This window comes from Bradyrhizobium sp. AZCC 2262, assembly GCF_036924535.1.
Lineage (GTDB): Bacteria > Pseudomonadota > Alphaproteobacteria > Rhizobiales > Xanthobacteraceae > Bradyrhizobium.
In genome coordinates, this window is the sequence record NZ_JAZHRT010000001.1 from 4,208,804 (window position 1) to 4,229,067 (window position 20,264).

Below are 20,264 nucleotides of genomic sequence, written 5' to 3' on the forward strand. Positions count from 1 at the left end.
GCGGACTGACGGCCGTCAATGACGGAGGTGCGCTTCACCCCCGATAGATCGGCGCACCGCTCGGCGAGGCCGTGGCGCCGCCATCGACGAACAATTCCTGGCCCTGTACATGGGCGGCATCGTCCGAGGCGAGGAACAGTACCGTCTTCGAGACGTGATCGGGTTCACCGATGCGGCCGAGCGGCGTCGACAGCCCGATCCGTTTTTCGAAGGCCTTTTCGGCTTCCGGCGTTGCGATCGCCGCGCCCCAAATCGGCGTTCGGATCGCGCCGGGCGCCACCACGTTGACGCGGATGCCGCGCGGCGACAATTCCGACGCCATGATCCGCGCCATCGCGCGCACGCCGGCCTTTGCCGCGCCATAGGCCGAGTAGCCGGGAATGCCGAGCACGGAGATGACAGAGCCATTGAGAATGATCGAGGCGTTGTCGTTGAGATGCGGCAGCGCCGATTGCACGGTGAAGAATACGCTGGTGAGGTTGGTGTTGATCACCCGCTCGAACGTCTCGAAGGTCGACGCACCAAGCGGCGTGTTGCCGGCGATGCCGGCGTTGGCGAACAGGATGTCGTATTTGCCGAATTTTTCGGCCCCCTTCGCGATCGCGGCTTCGGTCGCCGCGATGTCGGTGGTGTCAGCCGCGAGCGCAAGCGCATTCGGGCCCAGCTCCCTCGCGGCGGCCTCGAGCGTCGCCTGATTTCGTCCTGTAATGACGACCCTGGCGCCCTCCGCCACGAACAGTCTTGCGGTCGCAAGGCCGATGCCGCTGTTTCCCCCTGTGATCAACGCCGTCTTGTTCGCAAGCCTCATGGCCGTCTCCAATGGTTGCATTATTAAACTAGATTGCTTACCTAGAGCATCTGGTTTAATATTGCAACCACACAAGAGTGTGATCGACCCGCAGCGCGTTTTCGATGGAGCCCGCCATGGTGAAACGGACCAGCTTTGAACATGACGATTGCCCAGTCGCGCGCGCGCTGGATGCGATCGGCGATTGGTGGTCGATGCTGATCATTCGCGATGCGCTATTCGGGGTAAGCCGCTTCAGCGAATTCCAGAAGAGACTGGGGCTGGCCAAGAACATTCTTTCGGTGCGGCTACGCACACTGGTCGACCAGGGCATTTTGAAAACCGCGCCCGCCTCCGATGGCAGCGCGTATCAGGAGTATCTGCTGACGCCGAAGGGACGCGGCGTATTCCCGATCCTGGTCGCCATGCGGCAATGGAGCGAGGAGTTCGACGAGCGCCCGGAAGAGATCGCCACCATCCTCGTCGACAAGGAGAAGGGCCGGCCGGTTCGCAAGCTCGAACTCTATTCGCAGGAGCGGCGGCTGTTGGGTGTGGACGATACCGCGCTGAAGCCGCGACCGGCGGGGAAGCAGGGCAAGCGCGTTACGGCGTAACGAAGCCGCGCGGCTCACGACAGCTTGTGTTTGCTCCGGGTGCGCAGGCGTTCTTCCGCCTCGAGCTGCGCCATGCCGAGCAGGTGACTGAGTACCTCCAGCCGATGGCGCTCCGCCAGCTTGACCAATTCGGCGACTGTCTCGGCAATGAAAGCCACGGCCTCGTCCGGGCCGCCCTCTCCAGCTCGTTCTTCGGTTGGCGATTCCGGTTTTTTGCCCGAAGCCTTGCGCTTCCGGCCGCCCGCAGCCTTGCTCAAAAAATTTGCATCCTGAACGACACAAAGTATGACCCAGAAATAACCTCTTTGATGGCGCAACTCTAGGGCGTATTTCGCAACTCACTAGATATAAAGTCGACCCCAGAGGTTCCCTGACGGCATTTGTAGATTTGACAGGGGCCGCCTCACCACCCATGTTCGGGTCCAATCGGTGGGCCGCGAGTCTCGCGGAACCCGCCTTTATCTTTTCCCGTAAGCCATTGGAATGACATGAATATCGTCATCGTGGAGTCGCCGGCGAAAGCCAAGACTATCAACAAGTATTTGGGCGCCTCCTACGAGGTTCTGGCCTCGTTTGGCCATGTCCGCGACCTCCCCGCCAAAAATGGTTCTGTCGATCCGGATGCCAATTTCCAGATGATCTGGGAGGTCGACCCGAAGGCAGCCGGCCGACTCAACGACATCGCCAAGGCGCTGAAGGGCGCCGACCGCCTGATTCTCGCAACCGACCCTGATCGCGAGGGCGAAGCGATCTCCTGGCACGTGCTGGAGGTGATGAAAGAGAAGCGCGCGCTGAAAGATCAGAAGATCGAGCGCGTGGTGTTCAACGCCATCACCAAGCAGGCGGTGACGGATGCGATGAAGGCGCCGCGCCAGATCGACGGCGCGCTGGTCGACGCCTACATGGCGCGTCGCGCGCTGGATTATCTGGTCGGCTTCACGCTCTCGCCGGTACTGTGGCGCAAACTGCCGGGCGCGCGCTCGGCGGGCCGCGTGCAGTCGGTCGCGCTGCGGCTGGTCTGCGACCGCGAACTCGAGATCGAAAAATTCGTCCCCCGCGAATATTGGTCGCTGGTGGCAACGCTGACGACGCCGCGCGGCGACAGTTTTGAGGCGCGCCTCGTCGGCGCCGACGGCAAGAAGATCCAGCGGCTCGACATCGGCTCCGGCGCCGAGGCCGAAGACCTCAAGAAGGCGATTGAAGCGGCGAACTTCACGGTTTCGACCGTGGAAGCAAAGCCCGCGCGCCGCAATCCGCAGGCCCCCTTCACCACCTCGACGCTGCAGCAGGAAGCCAGCCGCAAGCTCGGCTTTGCACCCGCGCACACCATGCGGATCGCGCAGCGGCTCTATGAAGGTATCGACATCGGCGGCGAGACCACCGGCCTCATCACCTATATGCGAACCGACGGCGTGCAGATCGACGGTTCCGCGATCACGCAGGCCCGCAAGGTGATCGGCGAGGATTACGGCAACGCCTATGTGCCGGGTGCGCCGCGCCAGTACCAGACCAAGGCCAAGAACGCGCAGGAAGCGCATGAAGCAATCCGCCCGACCGATTTGTCGCGCCGGCCCGCCGAGATGCGCCGCCGCCTCGATACCGATCAGGCCAAGCTCTATGAGCTGATCTGGATCCGCACCATCGCGAGCCAGATGGAATCGGCCGAACTCGAACGCACCACCGTGGACATCGCGGCGAAGGCCGGCGCCCGCGTGCTCGAACTGCGCGCCTCGGGCCAGGTCATCAAGTTCGACGGCTTCCTCGCGCTCTATCAGGAAGGCAAGGACGACGACGGCGATGACGAGGATTCCCGCCGCCTGCCCGCCATGAGCGCGGGCGAAGCGCTGAAGCGGCAGGATCTCGCCGTCACCCAGCATTTCACCGAACCGCCGCCGCGTTTCTCGGAAGCGTCGCTGGTCAAGCGGATGGAGGAACTCGGCATCGGCCGTCCCTCGACCTACGCCTCGATCCTGCAGGTCCTGAAGGACCGCGGCTACGTCAAGCTGGAGAAGAAGCGGCTGCATGGCGAGGACAAGGGCCGCGTGGTGGTCGCGTTCCTGGAGAATTTCTTCACGCGCTATGTGGAGTACGACTTCACCGCCGGCCTGGAAGAACAGCTCGACCGCATCTCCAACAACGAGATTTCCTGGCAGCAGGTGCTGAAGGATTTCTGGATCGGCTTTGCGGGTGCGGTCAGCGACATCAAGGACCTGCGCGTCTCCGAAGTGCTGGATGCGCTCGACGACATGCTGGGGCCGCACATCTACCCCGCCCGTGCCGATGGCGGCGACGTCAGGCAGTGCCCGACCTGCGGCACCGGCAAGCTCAATCTGAAGGCCGGAAAGTTCGGCGCCTTTGTAGGCTGCTCGAACTATCCGGAATGCCGCTATACCCGTCCGCTCGCCGCAGACTCTGAAGCGAGCGCCGACCGCGTCCTCGGCAAGGATCCGGAGACCGATCTCGACGTGACGGTGAAGGCCGGACGTTTCGGCCCCTACATTCAGCTCGGCGAGCAGAAGGATTATGCCGAGGGCGAAAAACCCCGGCGCGCCGGCATCCCGAAAAACATGTCGCCCGGCGACATGGAGCTTGAGCTGGCATTGAAACTGCTGTCGCTGCCGCGCGAAATCGGAAAACATCCGGAGACCGGCGAGCCGATCACCGCCGGCATCGGCCGCTTCGGCCCGTTCGTGCGTCACGAAAAGACCTATGCCAGCCTGGAGGCCGGCGACGAGGTGTTCGACATCGGCCTCAACCGCGCCGTGACGCTGATCGCGGAAAAGATCGCCAAGGGCCCGAGCGGCCGCCGCTTCGGCGCCGATCCGGGCAAGCCGCTCGGCGAGCATCCAAGTCTGGGCGGCGTCGCTGTCAAGAACGGCCGCTATGGCGCCTACGTCACGGCCGGCGGCGTCAACGCCACGATCCCGAGCGACAAGACGCCCGAGACGATCACGCTTGCCGAGGCCATCGCGCTGATCGACGAGCGCGCGGCCAAGGGCGGCAGCAAGCCGAAGCGCGGCGCAAAGAAGGCCGCGCCGAAGAAAGCGGCCAAGAATACTGCCAAGACTGCCGCCAAGGCTGCCGATCCCGACGCGCCAAAGCCCGCCAAGAAGGCGGCGGCGAAGAAGGCCGCGGCAAAGCCGAAATCGGAAGCCGTCAGCAAGGCGCGCGCGCCGGTCGCGTCCGCCGCCAAGACATCGGCGGCGAAGCCCGCCACTGCACCCAAGACGCCTGCGAAGAAGAGCGCGGGCAAGGCCCGGGGATAAGTGAAGAGAAAACACGACAATGGTTTTCCGAGCCGGGACGCCATCGTCGCCTTTATCCGTGCGAATCCAGGCAAGATCGGCACGCGGGAAATCGCCCGCGAGTTCGGCCTGAAAAATGCCGACCGCGTCGAGCTGAAGCGCATCCTGCGCGAGCTCGCCGACGAAGGCACCGTCGCCAAGCGCGGACGGAAAATCCACGAGCCCGCCACCCTGCCGCCCACCGTGGTCGCCGACATCACCGGCCGCGACACCGACGGCGAATTGCTCGCCACGCCCACCGAATGGGACACCGAGGAAAGTGGCCCCGCGCCAAAAATCCGCATTCACGTTCCGCGCCGCCCGCAGCCGGGAACGGCCGCCGGCGTGGGCGACCGCGCGCTGATGCGCATCGAGAAGCTGGATGAGGGCGACGGCGTGCTGTATCGCGGCCGCGTCATCAAGGTGATCGATCACGCCCGCACGCGGCTGCTCGGCATCTTCCGTCAAACGCCCGGCGGCGGCGGCCGACTCGTTCCCGTCGACAAGAAGCAGGCCGGCCGTGAATTGAACATCGCGCCATCGGATACCGGCGGCGCCGAGGACGGCGACCTCGTCAGCGTCGATCTGGTGCGCACGCGCGGCTATGGCCTCGCCTCCGGTAAGGTGAAGGAACGCCTCGGGTCGCTTTCAAGCGAGAAGGCGATCAGCCTGATCGCAATCCACGCTCACGAAATTCCGCAAGCATTCTCGCCGAGCGCGGTGCGCGAAGCGGAGGCAGCCCAGCCTGCGACGCTGAAAGGCCGCGAGGACTGCCGCGAGCTGCCGCTCGTCACCATCGATCCGCCCGACGCAAAAGATCATGACGACGCGGTGCATGCCGCGCCTGATCCTGATCCAAACAACAAGGGCGGCTACATCGTTCATGTCGCGATTGCCGATGTCGCCTTCTATGTGCGGCCGGGCTCGGCGCTGGACCGTGATGCTTTGACGCGCGGCAACTCGGTGTATTTCCCCGACCGCGTGGTGCCGATGCTGCCCGAGCGCATCTCCAACGATCTCTGCTCGCTGGTGCCGGGAGAGGCGCGCGGCGCGCTCGCGGTGCGGATGGTGATCGGCCCCGACGGCCGCAAGCGCTCGCACAGCTTTCATCGCGTGCTGATGCGCTCGGCCGCCAAGCTGAATTACGCGCAGGCGCAGGCCGCGATCGACGGGCGGCCTGATGACTTAACCGGTCCGCTGCTGGAGCCGATCCTCAAACCGCTCTACACGGCCTATGCGCTCGTAAAACTCGCGCGCGATGAGCGCGATCCGCTCGACCTCGATCTGCCGGAACGAAAAATCCTGCTCAAGCCTGATGGCACCGTCGATCGCGTCATCGTGCCCGAGCGGCTCGACGCGCACCGCTTGATCGAGGAATTCATGATCCTCGCCAACGTCGCCGCGGCCGAAATGCTTGAAAAGAAGGCGTTGCCGCTTATCTATCGGGTACACGACGAACCGTCCCAGGAGAAGGTTCATAATCTCCAGGAATTCCTGAAAACGCTCGATCTGCCGTTTACGAAGAGTGGTGCCTTGCGCCCTTCCCTGTTCAATCGCGTGCTCGGCCAGGTCCGCGGCGAGGATTACGAACCGCTTGTCAACGAGGTGGTGCTGCGCTCGCAGGCGCAGGCGGAATATTCGGCGGAGAATTACGGCCATTTCGGCCTCAACCTGCGCCGCTACGCGCATTTCACTTCGCCGATCAGGCGATACGCAGACCTGATCGTGCATCGCGCGTTGATCCGCGCGCTAGGCCTCGGCGAAGGCGCGCTGCCGGAAACCGAGACGCTGGAGACGCTGAGCGAAGTAGCGGCGCAGATTTCGGTGACCGAGCGCCGCGCCATGAAGGCGGAACGCGAGACCGCCGATCGCTTGATCGCGCATTTCCTCGCCGACCGTATCGGCGCGACGTTTCAGGGTCGTATTTCCGGCGTTACCCGCGCCGGGCTGTTTGTGAAGCTTTCGGATACCGGCGCCGACGGGCTGATCCCGATCCGCACGCTCGGCACCGAATACTTCAATTACGACGAGACGCGTCACGCGCTCGTCGGCTCACGCAGCGGTGCCATGCACCGGCTGGGTGACGTTGTCGACGTGCGTCTGGTAGAAGCAGCGCCAGTAGCAGGCGCGCTACGGTTCGAGTTGTTGTCGGAAGGCCAGGTCATTCCGCGCGGCAGAAAACGCGATGGCGGGCGCGAAGGTTCAAGAGCGCAGGCCACACCGTCGAAGGCGCATCCGGGCCGCAGCCCGCGCAAGAAGGATCGCAAGCCGGGCAAACCAAAACCCGGCAAACCGAAGAAAGGCAAGTCATGGAAACGGTGAGCACCGCGACGACAGTCTGGACCCGGAATTCCGCACACGCCGAAAAGCGCGACGTCTGGACCGCGATGAAGCGCGGCTTTCGCGGCCGCTGCCCGCGCTGCGGCCAGGGCAAGCTGTTTCGCGCCTTCCTGAAGGTCGATGACCACTGCTCGGTCTGCAGTCTCGACTACACGCCGCATCGTGCCGACGACCTGCCCGCTTATCTCGTGATCGTCATCGTCGGCCACATCGTGGTACCGGCCGTGCTGTGGATCGAAACCAATTATTCGCCGGCGGTCTGGCTGCAACTGGCGATCTATCTGCCATTCACCTTCATCGCATCGCTCGCGTTGCTGCAACCGGTGAAAGGCGCCGTGGTCGGCTTCCAATGGGCCCTGCGCATGCATGGCTTTGACGAGAATGCCCCTAGCGACATTCCGCCGGTCTAGCTAAACCGAAAAGAACAAGAGCATCAAACGGGGATGGAATGACCGAAGCTGCGACCGCCGTAAAAGAAGAAAAAGAAGCCGATCACCATCCCTATTTCCGGCCCAAGGACGCGGCAACGCTGATCCTGATCGATCGCTCCGGCGACACGCCGAAGGTCCTGGTCGGCAAACGCCACGACAAGGTGGTGTTCATGCCGGGCAAGTATGTCTTTCCCGGCGGCCGCGTCGACAAGTCCGACAACCGCGTTCCCGTCGCTGCCCCGATTTCCGGCGAGCTCGAAGCCAATCTGCTCAAGGGCAGCCCGAAGATCGTACCCTCTCGCGCACGTGCGCTTGCGGTCGCCGCGATCCGCGAGGCCTGCGAGGAAACCGGCCTCTGCCTCGGCCGCAAGGTTGAAAAACCCGTGAAGCTCGAAGGCGCCTGGAAGCCGTTTGCGGAAGCTGGCCTGCTGCCCGATCCATCCAGCCTGTTCCTGATCGCGCGCGCGATCACCCCGCCCGGCCGCGTCCGCCGGTTCGATACGCGCTTCTTCACCGCGGATGCTTCCAGCATCGCCCATCGCGTCGAAGGCGTGATCCATGCAGATGCCGAACTGGTCGAGCTGGTGTGGGTCGAGATCGGCTCCCAGCCGCTGGCCGACGCGCATGCCATGACCAAGAACGTGCTTGCCGAACTCGACCGCCGCCTTGCCACCGGTCCGCTGCGCCACGACGCGCCGGTGCCGTTCTTTCATTTCTACGGCGGCAAGATGCAGAAGGACGTGCTGGGGGCCTGAGCCTGCATGACGACCGGAGGCAAGCGTAGCGGCGCCTCCGGTTCATCCGCGCTTGCCTAGATCGCCACCGATCCGCCATCGACAAACAATTCGATGCCGGCGACATAGCTAGAATCATCGGAGGCGAGGAACAGCGCGGCTTTGGCTATTTCATCTGATGTGCCGATGCGCCCCAGCGGAACCAGCGATTTCATGTAAGCCCTCACGTCATCGTTGGCGAACACGTCAAATCCGGGCGTCTGGATTGGACCGGGGCTGAGAACATTGACTCGGATATTCCGCGCCTTCAGATCTGAGGTCCAGCTTCGCGCGAAGGAACGGATTGCAGCTTTGGTGGCGCCATAGACCGTGGCCGCCTCGAACCCCTTCGAACCTGCGACCGATCCGGTAAGGATGATCGAACCGCCATCGGCCATCAGCGGCACGGCCTGCTGCGCCGTGAACAGCACGCCCTTGACGTTGATATCGAACATCTTGTCGTAAGCGTCTTCAGTGATCGTTCCGAACGGCGTGAATTCGTAAATTCCGGCATTGGCGAACAGCACGTCGATCCGGCCCTTGGCCGCCTTCACCGTATCGAACAGATGCGCGAGATCGGCGATGCTTGACGCATCCGCCCTCACTGCCACGGCCTTTGCACCGATCTCCTTCACAGCGGCGTCCAATTCGGCCTGGCGGCGGCCGGTGATGAACACGTACGCTCCCTCCTCGGCAAACCGCTTGGCCGCGGCAAGTCCAATGCCCGCGCTACCACCAGTGATAACTGCGACTTTTCCTTCCAGCTTTTTGGTCATGACACTCTCCGTTGAATGAGCGGCGACGCCGCCTGTCTTGGAGAACATGATCCATTCATCCGTTAGTGGTTATAGGGTTGATCGAATATGATTGATACGTATTATGTATGAATGACGGACACGCTCTCCTTGTTTCGCGCTTTCATCCGGGTCGTCGAGGCCGGGTCTTTCACCCGTGTTGCGCACGAGCAGAACTCGAGCCAACCAACCGTCAGCCGGCAAGTCGCCGCTCTGGAGGATCATCTCGGCACAAGGCTGTTCACCCGCACCACACGGAAATTGACGCTGACCGACGATGGCCGTGGCTTCTATGAGCGCGCCAAGGCGGCGATCGAGGCGGTAAGCGAAGCCGAGGACGCGGTAGGGCGACGGCGCTCGCGGCCATCCGGGGCGTTGCGGCTCGCGGTGCCGGTGGTATTCGGCCGCCTGCGCGTGATTCCGCATCTAAAGGAATTTCTGACGCGCTATCCCGAAATCACCATCGATCTCGTGATGAATGACGCCAACGCCGATCTTGTCGAGGAAGGTATCGATCTTGCCATTCGCAGCGGCGAGGTCACCGACAGCGCGCTGATCGCCAGAAAAATCGGCGTGACCCGACGCGTCGTCGTCGCCTCGCCATCTTACCTGCGCGGCAGGACGCTGCCCAAGCACCCCAGCGATCTCGCCGCCCATGATTGCATCACCTTTACCGGGGTCACCGCCGGCGTGCATTGGCGTTTTGAAGGCTCCAGTTCCGACGGCACTGTCAGTGTCGAGGTCAAAGGTCCGGTCCGGACCCGCAATTCAGAGGGAATACGCGAAGCCGTCCTCTGCGGCCTCGGCATCGGCTATGCGCCGGTCTGGCATTTCACCGATGAAATCGAGGAAGGCCGCCTGGTGGCATTGCTGGCCGGCTATGAACCAAAGCCGGAGCCTATCCACGCAGTTTATCCCTCGCGTCGATTTGTCCCGCAAAAGACGCGCGCCATGATCGACTTTCTCGAGCAGCGGTTCGCGATGGATCCCAAGCTCAGCCCCCGTCCCGTTCGGAAGGCAGTCGCCTCCGGCAAGGGTACGCCTCGAAAGAAATGACTACACGCGTCGGATAAAACACAACAATCTTCTGGCTGGCGCATGATGTCTTTGCCGTGCAGCCTCCCTATCTCCTAACGAACGATAACCGCACACGGAAACGGGGCGATGGCACAACGGCAACTCAAGCTCGGCGCGTTCATGCGGCCGGTCTCCATTCACACCGGCGCGTGGCGCTATCCCGGCGCCTGGCCCGATGCCAACTTCAACTTCGCGCGCATCAAGCAACTGATCCAGAAGCTGGAGGCCGGCAAGTTCGACGCCTTCTTCATGGCCGACCACCTGGCCGTGCTGAACATGCCGGTCAATGCGCTCAAGCGCAGCCACACCGTGACGTCGTTCGAGCCGTTCACGCTGTTGTCGGCGCTGGCCGGCGCCACCGAACATATCGGCCTGATCGCGACGGGATCGACGACGTTCGACGAGCCCTATCACGTCGCCCGGCGTTTTGCTTCGCTCGACCACATCTCGGGCGGTCGCGCGGGCTGGAATATCGTCACCACGTCCAATCCGGACGCCGCGCTTAATTTCGGGCTCGACGACCACATGGAGCACGCGGAGCGCTACAAGCGGGCGCGCGAGTTCTATGACGTGGTCACCGGTCTCTGGGATTCCTTCGCCGACGACGCCTTCGTGCGCGACGTCGAGGCGGGGCTTTATTTCGATCCCGAAAAAATGCAGGTGCTCAACCACAAGGGAAAATATCTGTCCGTGCGCGGGCCGCTCAACATCGCCCGCCCCGTCCAGGGCTGGCCCCTGATCGTGCAGGCCGGCGCGTCCGAGGACGGCAGGCAGCTCGCCGCGGAAACGGCGGAAGCCGTCTTCACCGGCGGCGGCCCTCTCGCCGACGGGCAGAAGCTCTATGCCGACATCAAGGGCCGCATGGAGAAGATCGGCCGCAACCCCGAGCACCTGAAGATCCTGCCCGGCGCCTTCGTTGTGGTCGGCGACAGCGTCGAAGACGCCAAGGAGAAACGGGCAAAGCTCGACAGCATGGTGCACTACGACAGCGCCATCGCATCGCTCTCGGTGCAGCTCGGCACCGACGCCTCCGGCTTCGATCCCGACGGGCAGTTGCCGCCGATCCCCGAAACCAACGCCAGCAAGAGCGGCCGCCAGCGGCTGGTCGATGTCGCCGCGCGCGACAAGCTCACGGTGCGCCAGCTCGCCCAGCGCGTCGGCGGCTATGGCGGGCTGTCGTTCGTCGGCACGCCAGTCACGATTGCCGACCAGATGGAGGAATGGCTGATGAGCCGCGGCAGCGACGGCTTCAACATCATGTTCCCGTTCCTCCCGGCAGGGCTCGACGATTTCGTCGACAAGGTAGTGCCGGAACTGCAGAAGCGCGGGATTTTCCGGAAAGAATACGAGGGCAAGACGCTGCGGGAGAATTTGGGACTGCCGAGGCCGAAAAACCGGTTCTTTGAGGGTTAATTACCCGGATTCATACCTGTTTTTGCCCCGAAAACCTTGACTTTGGGCGATCAGAAGCTAGGTTGCGCGCAAATGCAGGCCGATTTGGCCGGCGCCCGATATCCCCTATTTGAGGTTCTGAACATGGCCAAAGCGGTCACCATCAAGGTCAAGCTCGTTTCCACGGCGGATACCGGCTTCTATTACGTCGCCAAGAAGAACTCGCGCACCATGACCGACAAGCTGGTCAAGAAGAAGTACGACCCGGTCGCGCGCAAGCACGTCGAGTTCAAGGAATCGAAGATCAAGTAACGTCGCAAGCCATTGCTGACGGATTGAACGGGGCCCTTTCGGGCCCCGTTTTCATTTTGCGGCCCGCCACCCGCAAGATGGCACCGGGACCTGCGCACTGCTACCCTCGCTCGAGTTAAGCGATTCCGCCGCGCCGACTTGTGCCACTCTGGCAAGCCTCGGGCATTGGGTTCACATGAGCGCAACCCTGGACGAGCGAAATGTCGGTGGCTACTCGGTCGCCTATGTGCGCGAAGACATCTACTTTCCCGTCTACATCAGCGCTGCGCTGGCTGCAGCATTCTGCACGGCCGCCTGGATCACCGGCGCCGTCTATTGGTTGTTAGCTGCCGTGGCAGCGGCCGGCTTCACCTACTACAACATCCCCCTGCTGGAGACCGGGCGGCCGACCATCGGCGCCAATCAATATGGCATCTTCATCCAGGCCTTCGGATTGATCCGCTGGCGGGCCATCGAGCGCATCGATGTAGTTCAGATCGCCGAGCGGGCGATGACGGTTCATGAGCTGCAGATTGTGCTCAACGCACCGCTCCGCAGCGCTCTCGTCGTCGATTGGCGCAAGCAGCCAATCTATCGCCTGCTAATGCGCCTACCGTGGCGCATGGACCACAATGGCGCCGTGCGGATCAGTCTTGAGCCGTTCGATCAGTCGCCCGATCTGATTCACCGAACTTTCCTCAGGATGTGGCGCTTCTATCGGAGCTAGACCATAGCGTTTTCGAGCGAAGTGGATACCGGTTCGCGTAAAGAAAACGCGTCAAAACAAAAGACTAGAGCCCGGTTCTGATTCAATCAGGACCGATAAGGCTCTAGCCGTCGCGAGGTCTCGGGACAGGTTGGCACGACGAAGAGCGCTCGAGCGTCCGTGGTATCGGCCCGATCCACTTTGTAACGCAGACCTTCATTCAGCCGCCGAAGGCCTCATCGCGCAAATGCGCATCCGAGATCTGTGCGTCGGGATTGTGCGTGATGGTCATGAACCAAACGAGGCTGAAGAACAGCGACCACGCTGTGTTCCAATAGAACCAGTTCATGTGATCTCCTCGCCGAATGATCGCCGAGAGCAGTAAAGTAATTAGAACTGGCCGGACGCAACACCCCCATTGAGGTTTGGCCGCCTCGATCGTTTCCAGCCCTGTTCCGGGACAGCTTTTTCCCGCAACGGCCGGCGATGAACGCCGGCGCTGCGGGACGCCGCCTTGACTTTGCATTATTGCACGACTTCTCCGTGCAGCGCGAGGTCGAGCCCTTCCCGCTCGATGTCTTGCGTCACGCGGAGACCGACGAAGATCTTGACCACGAAGAGAATGATCAGGCTGACGACGGCATCATAAACGAAAACGGTGGCGACGCCGATGCACTGGTTGACGAACTGACCAACGTTGCCTTCCAGAGCGCCCGCCGTTCCGCCGTATTGCTCGACCGCGAACACCCCGGTCAAAAGCGCGCCGACGATGCCGCCGATCGCATGAACGCCGAAGCAATCCAGCGCATCGTCATAGCTGAACAAGCGCTTCAAGCCGGTGCATCCCCAGTAGCAGCAGACACCTGCCCCGATTCCGATGGCAAAGGCGCCGACCGGCCCGACGAAACCGGAAGCCGGCGTAATAGCCACAAGGCCGGCGACCGCGCCCGAGCAGATGCCGATGACGGTTGGCTTGCCCTTCAGCGCCCACTCCACCAGCATCCAGGTAAAGGCGGCAACGGCCGTGGCAATCTGGGTCACAAGCATGGCCATGCCGGCCTGCATGCCCGCGGTCACAGCGGAGCCGGCGTTGAATCCGAACCAGCCAACCCACAACAGGGAGGCGCCAATGAAAGTAAGCACCATATTGTGCGCCGGTCCGGTCTCGCTACGCTTGCCGAGCATGATCGCGCACATCAGCCCTGCAACACCGGCGTTGATATGCACGACAGTGCCGCCGGCGAAATCCAGCACTTTCACCCACGCGGCGTCGTTGCCGGCGGAGAAGATGCCGTCGGGTCCCCAGACCCAGTGCGCAATCGGCGCATAGACGAAAATCGCCCACAGGCCGATGAACCAGAGCATGGCCGAGAACTTCATCCGCTCGGCAAACGCGCCGGCAATCAGCGCTGGCGTAATGATGGCGAACGTCATCTGAAAGCAGATGTACACGCTTTCAGGAATGGTCGCGGCGAGCGGATTGGGATTGCCGATGCCTCCCTTGCCGATGTCGCTCAGGATGTCCTTCAGGAACATCCGATCCAGGCCCCCGATAAACGGCGAGCCGGCGCGAAACGCCATGCTGTAGGTGAACAGCGCGAACAGAATGGTAACGAGGCAGGTGACGGCAAAGCTGGTCATCACCGTGTCGCCCACGTTCTTCTTGCGCACCATGCCGCCATAGAACAGTCCGAGACCCGGAATGGTCATCATCAATACGAGCGCAACCGACGTCAGCATCCATGCGGTATCGCCGGAGTTGGGTGTGCACTTCTCGAGAATCTTGCCACCGCAGGCCGGCGGTCCCGCGTCTTCCGCGAGCGCGATGTCACCGAACAGCGCGCAGAGAAGCGCGATCCCCAAGAGAGCAACCGCGAAAGGTACGAGTCTTTGGCGCGCATATTTCCAGAGTCCCATCGTCTTTCTCCTCGTCGCAACAGATGTCGGTGAGGGTTTACCCAGCCACTTTGTCGATCTCTCCCATGCGAATGCGAACGGCGCGCCATCGGCGCTATACCGAATTTGCTGTGCCCTTTAGTTTGTTTCTCAGAGTGTCTTGAATGTCGGGCATGAACCGTCCGGTGCCTTGAGCGGCGACGGCAGGATCAACGCTGATTTTGGGCAAGAGGCTCGCGATACTCGACGTCGCGGCAGCGTCGAGTTGAAATGGCCGGGGATTGGCGGCGGCCAGCCTCATGAACTACCTGCCTTCCCCTGACGTTCAACCAGGGCGGACGATGTCGATGACGTTTCCCAGAACCGATTCTTAACCTCGATCAGACAAGATTCGTGCCATCGAAGGTCTTCGGCTAACCTTATGAATCGTCAGCGATTCCGGGCTTCCCGTGCGAAAGCATTCTATTTTTCTGCCGCTTTTAAGGGCGGGAACGCCTAAAATATGGGCACGGCTCGCCACTGCCTCGTTTTAAGCTACCTCTCGATCGGGCCTTACGCCGTTCGCAACACCGGCGGTTGTGAGGGCCGAATCAAGGCGAATGCGACCTGGATGATGCCGCCCGCCAGCCCCAGAGCGACGCCGATCCGCCACGCCATGGTGTAGGAGCCGAGCGCGTCGTACAGCACCCCGCCGCCGAAGGCGCCGAGGAAGCTGCCGATCTGATGGCTCATGAAGGCGAGCCCCTGGATCATCGCCTGCCATTTCAGGCCGAACATTTCGGCGACTGCGCCCGCCACCAGCGGGCCGACGCCCATCCACAGAAAGCCCATGATGGCGCCGAACAGCAGCGTGGTCGCCGGCGTGGGCGGCAGCGTGAAATACCAGGCTAGCGCGATCGAGCGGAAGATGTAGATGCCGCCGAGCAGCGCCAGCTTGTTCCAGCGCTCGCCGGCCCAGCCGAAGAAGATGCTGCCGAGTACGTTGAAGCCGCCAATCATGCCGAGCGTTTGCGCGCTCAGCATCGGGTCCATGCCGCAGATCGCCAGATAGGACGGCAGATGCGTGGTGAGAAAGACGAGCTGCATGCCGCAGACGAAATAGGCGCCGGTCATCACCACGAAGGAGGCGTTGGAGAACGCGATCCTGGTCGCGACGCTGGCCGAAGAGTTGCCGATCTCGTCATCGGCGGGCTTGGGCAGCGGGATCTTGTCCACCCGGCCCGCGTACCAGGCGGCCGGAATCATCAGAAGCGACAGCACCACGAAACCGATGAGGCCGATCCGCCAGCCGTAGCCTTCGTTGAGCATCTGCCCGATCGGAGCCGACAGCAGCGCGCCAAGCGATCCGGCACCTGACACCAGGCCGAGCACCGTCGAACGCACCGACGCGGGCACGGCGCGGGCCGCTACCGACATAGCGATGGCCGCAGCGGTACAGGCCAGCGATATGCCGATCAGCACGCCACCGCCGATCATGACGCTGAGAAAACCGTTCGCACCCGCCATGAGCGCGAGGCCCACGACGTAAAACAACGCGCCTGCCACCATGATGGCCCGAAAACCGTAGCGCACCGTCAACGCGCCGGCGAACGGCTGCAAAAATCCCCAGGCGAGATTCTGCACCGCGAGCGCCAGCGTGAAATCGGACACTGAAATCCGGATGTCCTGCGTCAGCGGCTGCATGAAAAGGCCGAGCGATTGCCGCAGACCCATGCTGAGCGTGAGCATGATGGAGGCGCCGATCAGGATGGGAAGCGTGGGCCGCAGGATTTGCAGCAGGGCCATTGTTTTTGTTCTCCCTAAGTGGCGCGATTCGAACGCCGCGTCCTGCAATTGATATCTGAAATAGGTACACAGACCTGTGTAATTTGGGTATAAGGGGTCTGCTGTCAAGAAAAAGGCTACGGCGCATTCGCATGGCTACCCTGCCCGCCAAACCGGCCATGAAGGACCGGATTCTGGAAACCGCGGATAGGCTGTTCTATCTGCAGGGAATTCGCGCGGTCGGCGTCGACACCATCGCTGCAGAAATCGGCATCAGCAAGCGCACGCTGTACAATCATTTTCCGTCCAAGGACGTGCTGATTTCGGCCTATCTGGCGCGGCGCTTCGTGGCTCCGCGCCCATCAGACAAATCGCCGGTCGAGCAGATTCTCGGCACTTTCGATTCGCTGGAGCGGCGTTTTTCGGCGAAGGATTTTCGCGGCTGCCCCTTTGTCAATGCGGTTGCCGAACTCGGCGAAGACCGGTCGGTCCGCAAGGTTGCCGTCGCCTTCAAGGAAAGCCGACGCCTCTGGTTTCGCGATTTGCTGATGCAGCTCGGCGTCCCTGATCCGGATGCACTGGCGACGCAGCTCGCGCTGCTGGTCGACGGTTCAATCGCGCAGGATCTGGTCCGAAACGATCCGGCGATGGCGCGCGCGGCAAAGGAAGCGGCGACGGTGCTGCTAAGGAATTCGGGGGTGAAGGTGAGCGGGAGCGCAGCCACGAACAAGCGCGCGGCAAAAAAACGGCCTTCAAGGCCGGCCTCTTGAGGCCCTCTCCGCCGTCGTCCCTGCGAAAGCAGGGACCCATACGCCGTGGCCTTTCAGTAAGGCGATGTGGTAGTTAGCTTCCTAATAACAAGCGCCGGTGGCTATGGGTCCCTGCTTTCGCAGGGACAACCAAAAGCCGCGCAAGAACATGACGGCAAAGGGAGCGAAAATGGAAGATTTGAAAGTCACCGCCAACGGTTACGACTTCAAGCCGGCGCAGGCGGCGATGCAGCGCTACATCGACAACAACCTGCTGTCAGGCATTTCCTGGGCGGTGATGGTCGGACGCGACCTCGTCGACGTGAATTGCGTCGGCTGGGCCGACAAGGAAGCGCAGACGCCGCTCCGCACCGACCACATCTTCCGCGTCTTTTCCAACACCAAGCTGATCACCTCCTGCGCCGCGCTGCTGCTGTTCGAGGAAGGCAAACTCGGGCTCGATGATCCCATTGAAAAGTTTATTCCGCAGCTCGGAAATCGCAAAGTGCTGCGCGCGGGCGCAACGTCGCTTGACGACACGGAGCCCGCGAAGAGCTCGATCACCATCCGTCAGCTCCTGAGCCACAGTTCAGGTCTGAGCTACGGCTTTTTCGATCCGGGCACCGTCATCTTCAAGGCGCTCAACGAGCGCGGGGTGCACGACCCGAGAACGACTCTGGCACAGATGGTGGATGTGCTGGCCGATCTGCCGCTGATCTACCATCCTGGTACGTCGTGGGAATACTCGCTCGCCATCGACGTCGTCGCGCGGCTGGTGGAAGTCATCAGCGGCCAGAGTTTTGATAGATTCATCCAGGCGCGCATCCTCGATCCGCTCGGAATGGTCGATACCGGCTTTGTCGTTCCGGAGAAGGATCAAGGCCGCCTTGTCGCCTATTACGCCGGCGCGGACCTGATGGAACCGATGAAGCCGGGCCTCACCCGGACCGACAACGCGCCCTTCCCCGGCGCCTATCTGCGTCCCATCGCAAGACTGAATGGCGGCGGCGGACTGGTTTCAACGCTGCCCGATATGGTCGCATTGATCCGAAGCCTGCTGCCGGGCGGCAAAACCCTGCTCAAGCCGGAGACGATTGCGCTGATGATGACCAACCAGTTGCCCGAGGGCCAGTGGATTCGCTTTGCCCTGATGGGACCACAGCCCGGCAAGGTGCACGGACTTGCCGGCGGCATGATCCAGCAGCCCTCTCCGCTCGATCATCCCGATGCCGCGGGCGAACTCTACTGGGGCGGCGTGGCCGGCACGCAATGGTGGATCTCGCCGAAGCACAACATGGCCGGTGTGATGATGGCGCAGCGCCAGATGGCGTTCGTTCACCCGTTCTCGTTCGAGTTCAAGCGGCTGGCGTATGAGGCGGTGAAGCAGAGCGCCAAGGTTATCGCCTGAGGCAACCACCGATCCATCGTCGTCCCTGCGAACGCAGGGACCCATACCGCGCGATCTACTTTTTGGGCTGGGAGGCTGACGCCTTTCCCAACATGGCCGCCGGTGGCTATGGGTCCCTGCGTTCGCAGGGACGACAGTTAAGCCGCCGTCGAAACCACCCTGTTCCGCCCATCGTGCTTGGCCCGATAGAGCGCCATATCGGCGCGCTTGAGCACGTCGGCGACCGGCTCGCCCTTGTTGTCCAGCGTCGCCAGCCCGATCGAGATCGTGACGTCGATCCGCTTGGTGCCCTTGTTGACCGCAAAGGTTTCGCCGGCGATCGAGCGGCGCAGGCGCTCGGCGACCATGCCGGCGACGGTCAGATCGGTTTCCGGCATCACGATCACGAATTCCTCGCCGCCATAGCGGCAGGCGAGATCGATGCCGCGGATCGACTTGCGGATTCGTACCGCGAATTCGCGCAGCACGTCGTCGCCGGCGTCGTGGCCGTAGGTGTCGTTGATGGATTTGAAGAAGTCGATATCGAGGATCATCAGCGCGAGCGGCTTGCCGCGGCTCGAGGCCTGCTCGGCCAGCGTCGAGAGGTGGCTTTCCATGTAGCGGCGGTTATGCAGGCCGGTCAGCGCGTCGGTGATCGCCATTTCGATCGAGTTCTGCACATTGTCGCGCAGATGATCAGTATAGCGCCGCTTGCGGATCTGGGTACGCGCCCGCGCCAGCAATTCGTTCTTGTCGACGGGACGCAGGAGATAATCGTTGACGCCGATTTCGAGCCCGCGCAAGAGCCGCGCATTGTTGTCGGCATCGGAGATGGCGAGGATCGGCAACTGGCGGGTGCGTTCCAGCGAGCGCGCCTGGCTGCACAGGCGCAAGCCATCGTAATTTTCCAGGCTGAGCGAAACGATCAGCAAATCGTAATTGCCCTCCGCGGCGTGAAACAGCGCCTCCGCCGGATTGGTTTCGACGTCGATGGTGTGCTCGGCGGAAAGGATGGGCGCCAGCCGCTCGTAGGAAGATGGCCGGTCTTCGACAAGCAGGATCCGCCCGCCGACGCCCTTGTCGGCGATCGCGCTGCGCTCGGGCGCCTCCATGCCGATCTCGAGCGAGGTGATGGCGCGCATCCGCAGCTCATCGGTCATCATCTTCAGCCGCGTCAGCGACCGGACGCGCGCGATCAGGACGATGTCGGACACCGGCTTGGTGAGAAAATCGTCGGCGCCGGCTTCCAGCCCGCGGACGCGATCGGACGGGCTGTCCAGCGCGGTAACGATCACGACAGGAATGAAATGGGTGGCCGGGTTGGATTTCAGCCGGCGGCAGACCTCGAAACCGTCCATGTCGGGCATCATGACGTCGAGCAGGATGATGTCGCATTCCGAGCGCGAACAGATGTCGAGCGCCTCGGCACCGTTGGAAGCCGTCAGCACGTCGAAATATTCGGCCGACAGACGGGCTTCCAGCAGCTTGACGTTTGCTGGAACGTCATCGACGACGAGGATACGCGCAGACATCGAAACTCACTCCTACCCCTACCCGATAAAACGCCGCACGGTTTCGATAAACTTGCCGACGGAAATTGGTTTGGACAAATACGCCTCGCAGCCGCCCTCGCGGATGCGCTCTTCGTCACCCTTCATCGCAAATGCCGTGACGGCAACCACCGGAATGGCGCGCAGCTCCGGATCGTCCTTGATCCAGCGCGTCACTTCGAGGCCGGACACTTGCGGAAGCTGGATGTCCATCAGGATCAGATCGGGGCGCAGCTTGCGGACGAGATCGAGCGCCTCGAAACCGTTGCTGGTGCCCGAAGTCTGATAGCCATGCGCTTCCAACAAGTCGCGAAAGAGCTTCATGTTGAGCTCGTTGTCCTCCACGATCAGGACGGTTTTTGCCATCCCGTCCCTCCCCTCGTCCCTAGGAAACAGATCCGGCCTTTCAGTACGCTTTTGTACCGCCGC

Annotated in this window: 19 protein-coding genes; 11 read left to right on the forward strand and 8 right to left on the reverse strand. The window is 62.4% G+C overall.

Features of this window, described 5'->3' with window-relative positions:
* Positions 1 to 34: 34 nt before the first annotated feature.
* The gene (locus V1283_RS20120) at positions 35 to 808 is read right to left on the reverse strand and encodes an SDR family oxidoreductase (protein ID WP_334388171.1); all 774 of its coding nucleotides are present in this window, start codon (positions 806 to 808) and stop codon (positions 35 to 37) included.
* Between the two features lie 116 nt (positions 809 to 924).
* Between V1283_RS20120 and V1283_RS20125 the strand changes: the two genes are divergently transcribed.
* On the forward strand, positions 925 to 1,401 hold the full coding sequence (locus V1283_RS20125; protein ID WP_334388172.1) for a winged helix-turn-helix transcriptional regulator: 477 nt from the start codon (positions 925 to 927) through the stop codon (positions 1,399 to 1,401).
* A gap of 14 nt (positions 1,402 to 1,415) precedes the next feature.
* Here the strand turns inward: V1283_RS20125 and V1283_RS20130 are convergent, their stop codons facing one another.
* Positions 1,416 to 1,658, reverse strand: coding sequence for a hypothetical protein (locus V1283_RS20130; RefSeq protein WP_334388173.1), 243 nt, complete (start codon positions 1,656 to 1,658; stop codon positions 1,416 to 1,418).
* A gap of 231 nt (positions 1,659 to 1,889) precedes the next feature.
* Here V1283_RS20130 and topA point away from each other — a divergent pair, with 231 nt between their 5' ends.
* The 4 genes from topA to V1283_RS20150 are packed head-to-tail and all read left to right on the forward strand — an operon-like array spanning position 1,890 to position 8,211.
* A complete protein-coding gene (gene topA / locus V1283_RS20135) occupies positions 1,890 to 4,667 on the forward strand; it encodes a type I DNA topoisomerase (protein WP_334388174.1) in 2,778 nt (925 codons plus the stop codon).
* On the forward strand, positions 4,668 to 7,007 hold the full coding sequence (gene rnr, locus V1283_RS20140; RefSeq protein ID WP_334388175.1) for a ribonuclease R: 2,340 nt from the start codon (positions 4,668 to 4,670) through the stop codon (positions 7,005 to 7,007). It abuts the gene before it with no gap.
* The gene (locus tag V1283_RS20145; RefSeq protein WP_334388176.1) at positions 6,995 to 7,435 is read left to right on the forward strand and encodes a DUF983 domain-containing protein; all 441 of its coding nucleotides are present in this window, start codon (positions 6,995 to 6,997) and stop codon (positions 7,433 to 7,435) included. Before rnr ends, V1283_RS20145 begins: the two co-directional genes overlap by 13 nt.
* Positions 7,436 to 7,473: 38 nt before the next feature.
* Positions 7,474 to 8,211: an NUDIX hydrolase gene (locus V1283_RS20150; RefSeq protein WP_334388177.1), complete on the forward strand. Its 738-nt coding sequence runs from the start codon at positions 7,474 to 7,476 to the stop codon at positions 8,209 to 8,211.
* 56 nt (positions 8,212 to 8,267) lie between these two features.
* On the opposite strand, the gene V1283_RS20155 is transcribed toward V1283_RS20150, so the two are convergent.
* Positions 8,268 to 9,005: a glucose 1-dehydrogenase gene (locus tag V1283_RS20155; protein ID WP_334388178.1), complete on the reverse strand. Its 738-nt coding sequence runs from the start codon at positions 9,003 to 9,005 to the stop codon at positions 8,268 to 8,270.
* A 111-nt stretch (positions 9,006 to 9,116) separates the two neighbouring features.
* On the opposite strand from V1283_RS20155, the gene V1283_RS20160 reads away from it, so the two are divergent.
* The 4 genes from V1283_RS20160 (at position 9,117) to V1283_RS20175 (ending at position 12,510) form a co-directional block, all read left to right on the forward strand.
* Positions 9,117 to 10,079 (forward strand): LysR family transcriptional regulator, encoded by a 963-nt coding sequence (locus tag V1283_RS20160; RefSeq protein ID WP_334388179.1) that lies wholly within the window; start codon positions 9,117 to 9,119, stop codon positions 10,077 to 10,079.
* Positions 10,080 to 10,187: 108 nt separating this feature from the next.
* On the forward strand, positions 10,188 to 11,513 hold the full coding sequence (locus V1283_RS20165) for an LLM class flavin-dependent oxidoreductase (protein WP_334388180.1): 1,326 nt from the start codon (positions 10,188 to 10,190) through the stop codon (positions 11,511 to 11,513).
* 123 nt (positions 11,514 to 11,636) lie between these two features.
* Complete coding sequence (gene rpmG, locus V1283_RS20170) at positions 11,637 to 11,804, forward strand: 50S ribosomal protein L33 (RefSeq protein WP_027537094.1); 168 nt, start codon at positions 11,637 to 11,639, stop codon at positions 11,802 to 11,804.
* Positions 11,805 to 11,979: 175 nt separating this feature from the next.
* Positions 11,980 to 12,510 (forward strand): hypothetical protein, encoded by a 531-nt coding sequence (locus V1283_RS20175; RefSeq protein ID WP_334388182.1) that lies wholly within the window; start codon positions 11,980 to 11,982, stop codon positions 12,508 to 12,510.
* 199 nt (positions 12,511 to 12,709) lie between these two features.
* Here V1283_RS20175 and V1283_RS20180 read toward each other — a convergent pair whose 3' ends face one another.
* The 3 genes from V1283_RS20180 to V1283_RS20190 form a co-directional block, all read right to left on the reverse strand.
* Positions 12,710 to 12,838, reverse strand: a complete 129-nt coding sequence (locus V1283_RS20180; RefSeq protein WP_289660397.1) for a hypothetical protein — start codon at positions 12,836 to 12,838, stop codon at positions 12,710 to 12,712.
* Between the two features lie 176 nt (positions 12,839 to 13,014).
* Entirely contained in the window at positions 13,015 to 14,406 is a 1,392-nt protein-coding gene (locus tag V1283_RS20185) for an ammonium transporter (protein WP_334388183.1), read from the reverse strand.
* Between the two features lie 531 nt (positions 14,407 to 14,937).
* Positions 14,938 to 16,170 carry an MFS transporter gene (locus V1283_RS20190; protein WP_334388185.1) on the reverse strand — a complete coding sequence of 411 codons (1,233 nt, stop codon included), beginning with the start codon at positions 16,168 to 16,170 and terminating at the stop codon, positions 14,938 to 14,940.
* Between the two features lie 131 nt (positions 16,171 to 16,301).
* Between V1283_RS20190 and V1283_RS20195 the strand changes: the two genes are divergently transcribed.
* A complete protein-coding gene (locus V1283_RS20195; protein ID WP_442895761.1) occupies positions 16,302 to 16,919 on the forward strand; it encodes a TetR/AcrR family transcriptional regulator in 618 nt (205 codons plus the stop codon).
* Positions 16,920 to 17,088: 169 nt separating this feature from the next.
* Complete coding sequence (locus V1283_RS20200) at positions 17,089 to 18,306, forward strand: serine hydrolase domain-containing protein (RefSeq protein WP_334388186.1); 1,218 nt, start codon at positions 17,089 to 17,091, stop codon at positions 18,304 to 18,306.
* Between the two features lie 137 nt (positions 18,307 to 18,443).
* Here the strand turns inward: V1283_RS20200 and V1283_RS20205 are convergent, their stop codons facing one another.
* Both V1283_RS20205 and V1283_RS20210 read right to left on the reverse strand, forming a co-directional pair.
* The gene (locus tag V1283_RS20205) at positions 18,444 to 19,817 is read right to left on the reverse strand and encodes a PleD family two-component system response regulator (protein WP_334388187.1); all 1,374 of its coding nucleotides are present in this window, start codon (positions 19,815 to 19,817) and stop codon (positions 18,444 to 18,446) included.
* A gap of 18 nt (positions 19,818 to 19,835) precedes the next feature.
* Positions 19,836 to 20,201 (reverse strand): response regulator, encoded by a 366-nt coding sequence (locus V1283_RS20210; RefSeq protein ID WP_027538546.1) that lies wholly within the window; start codon positions 20,199 to 20,201, stop codon positions 19,836 to 19,838.
* Between the last annotated feature and the right edge of the window lie 63 nt (positions 20,202 to 20,264).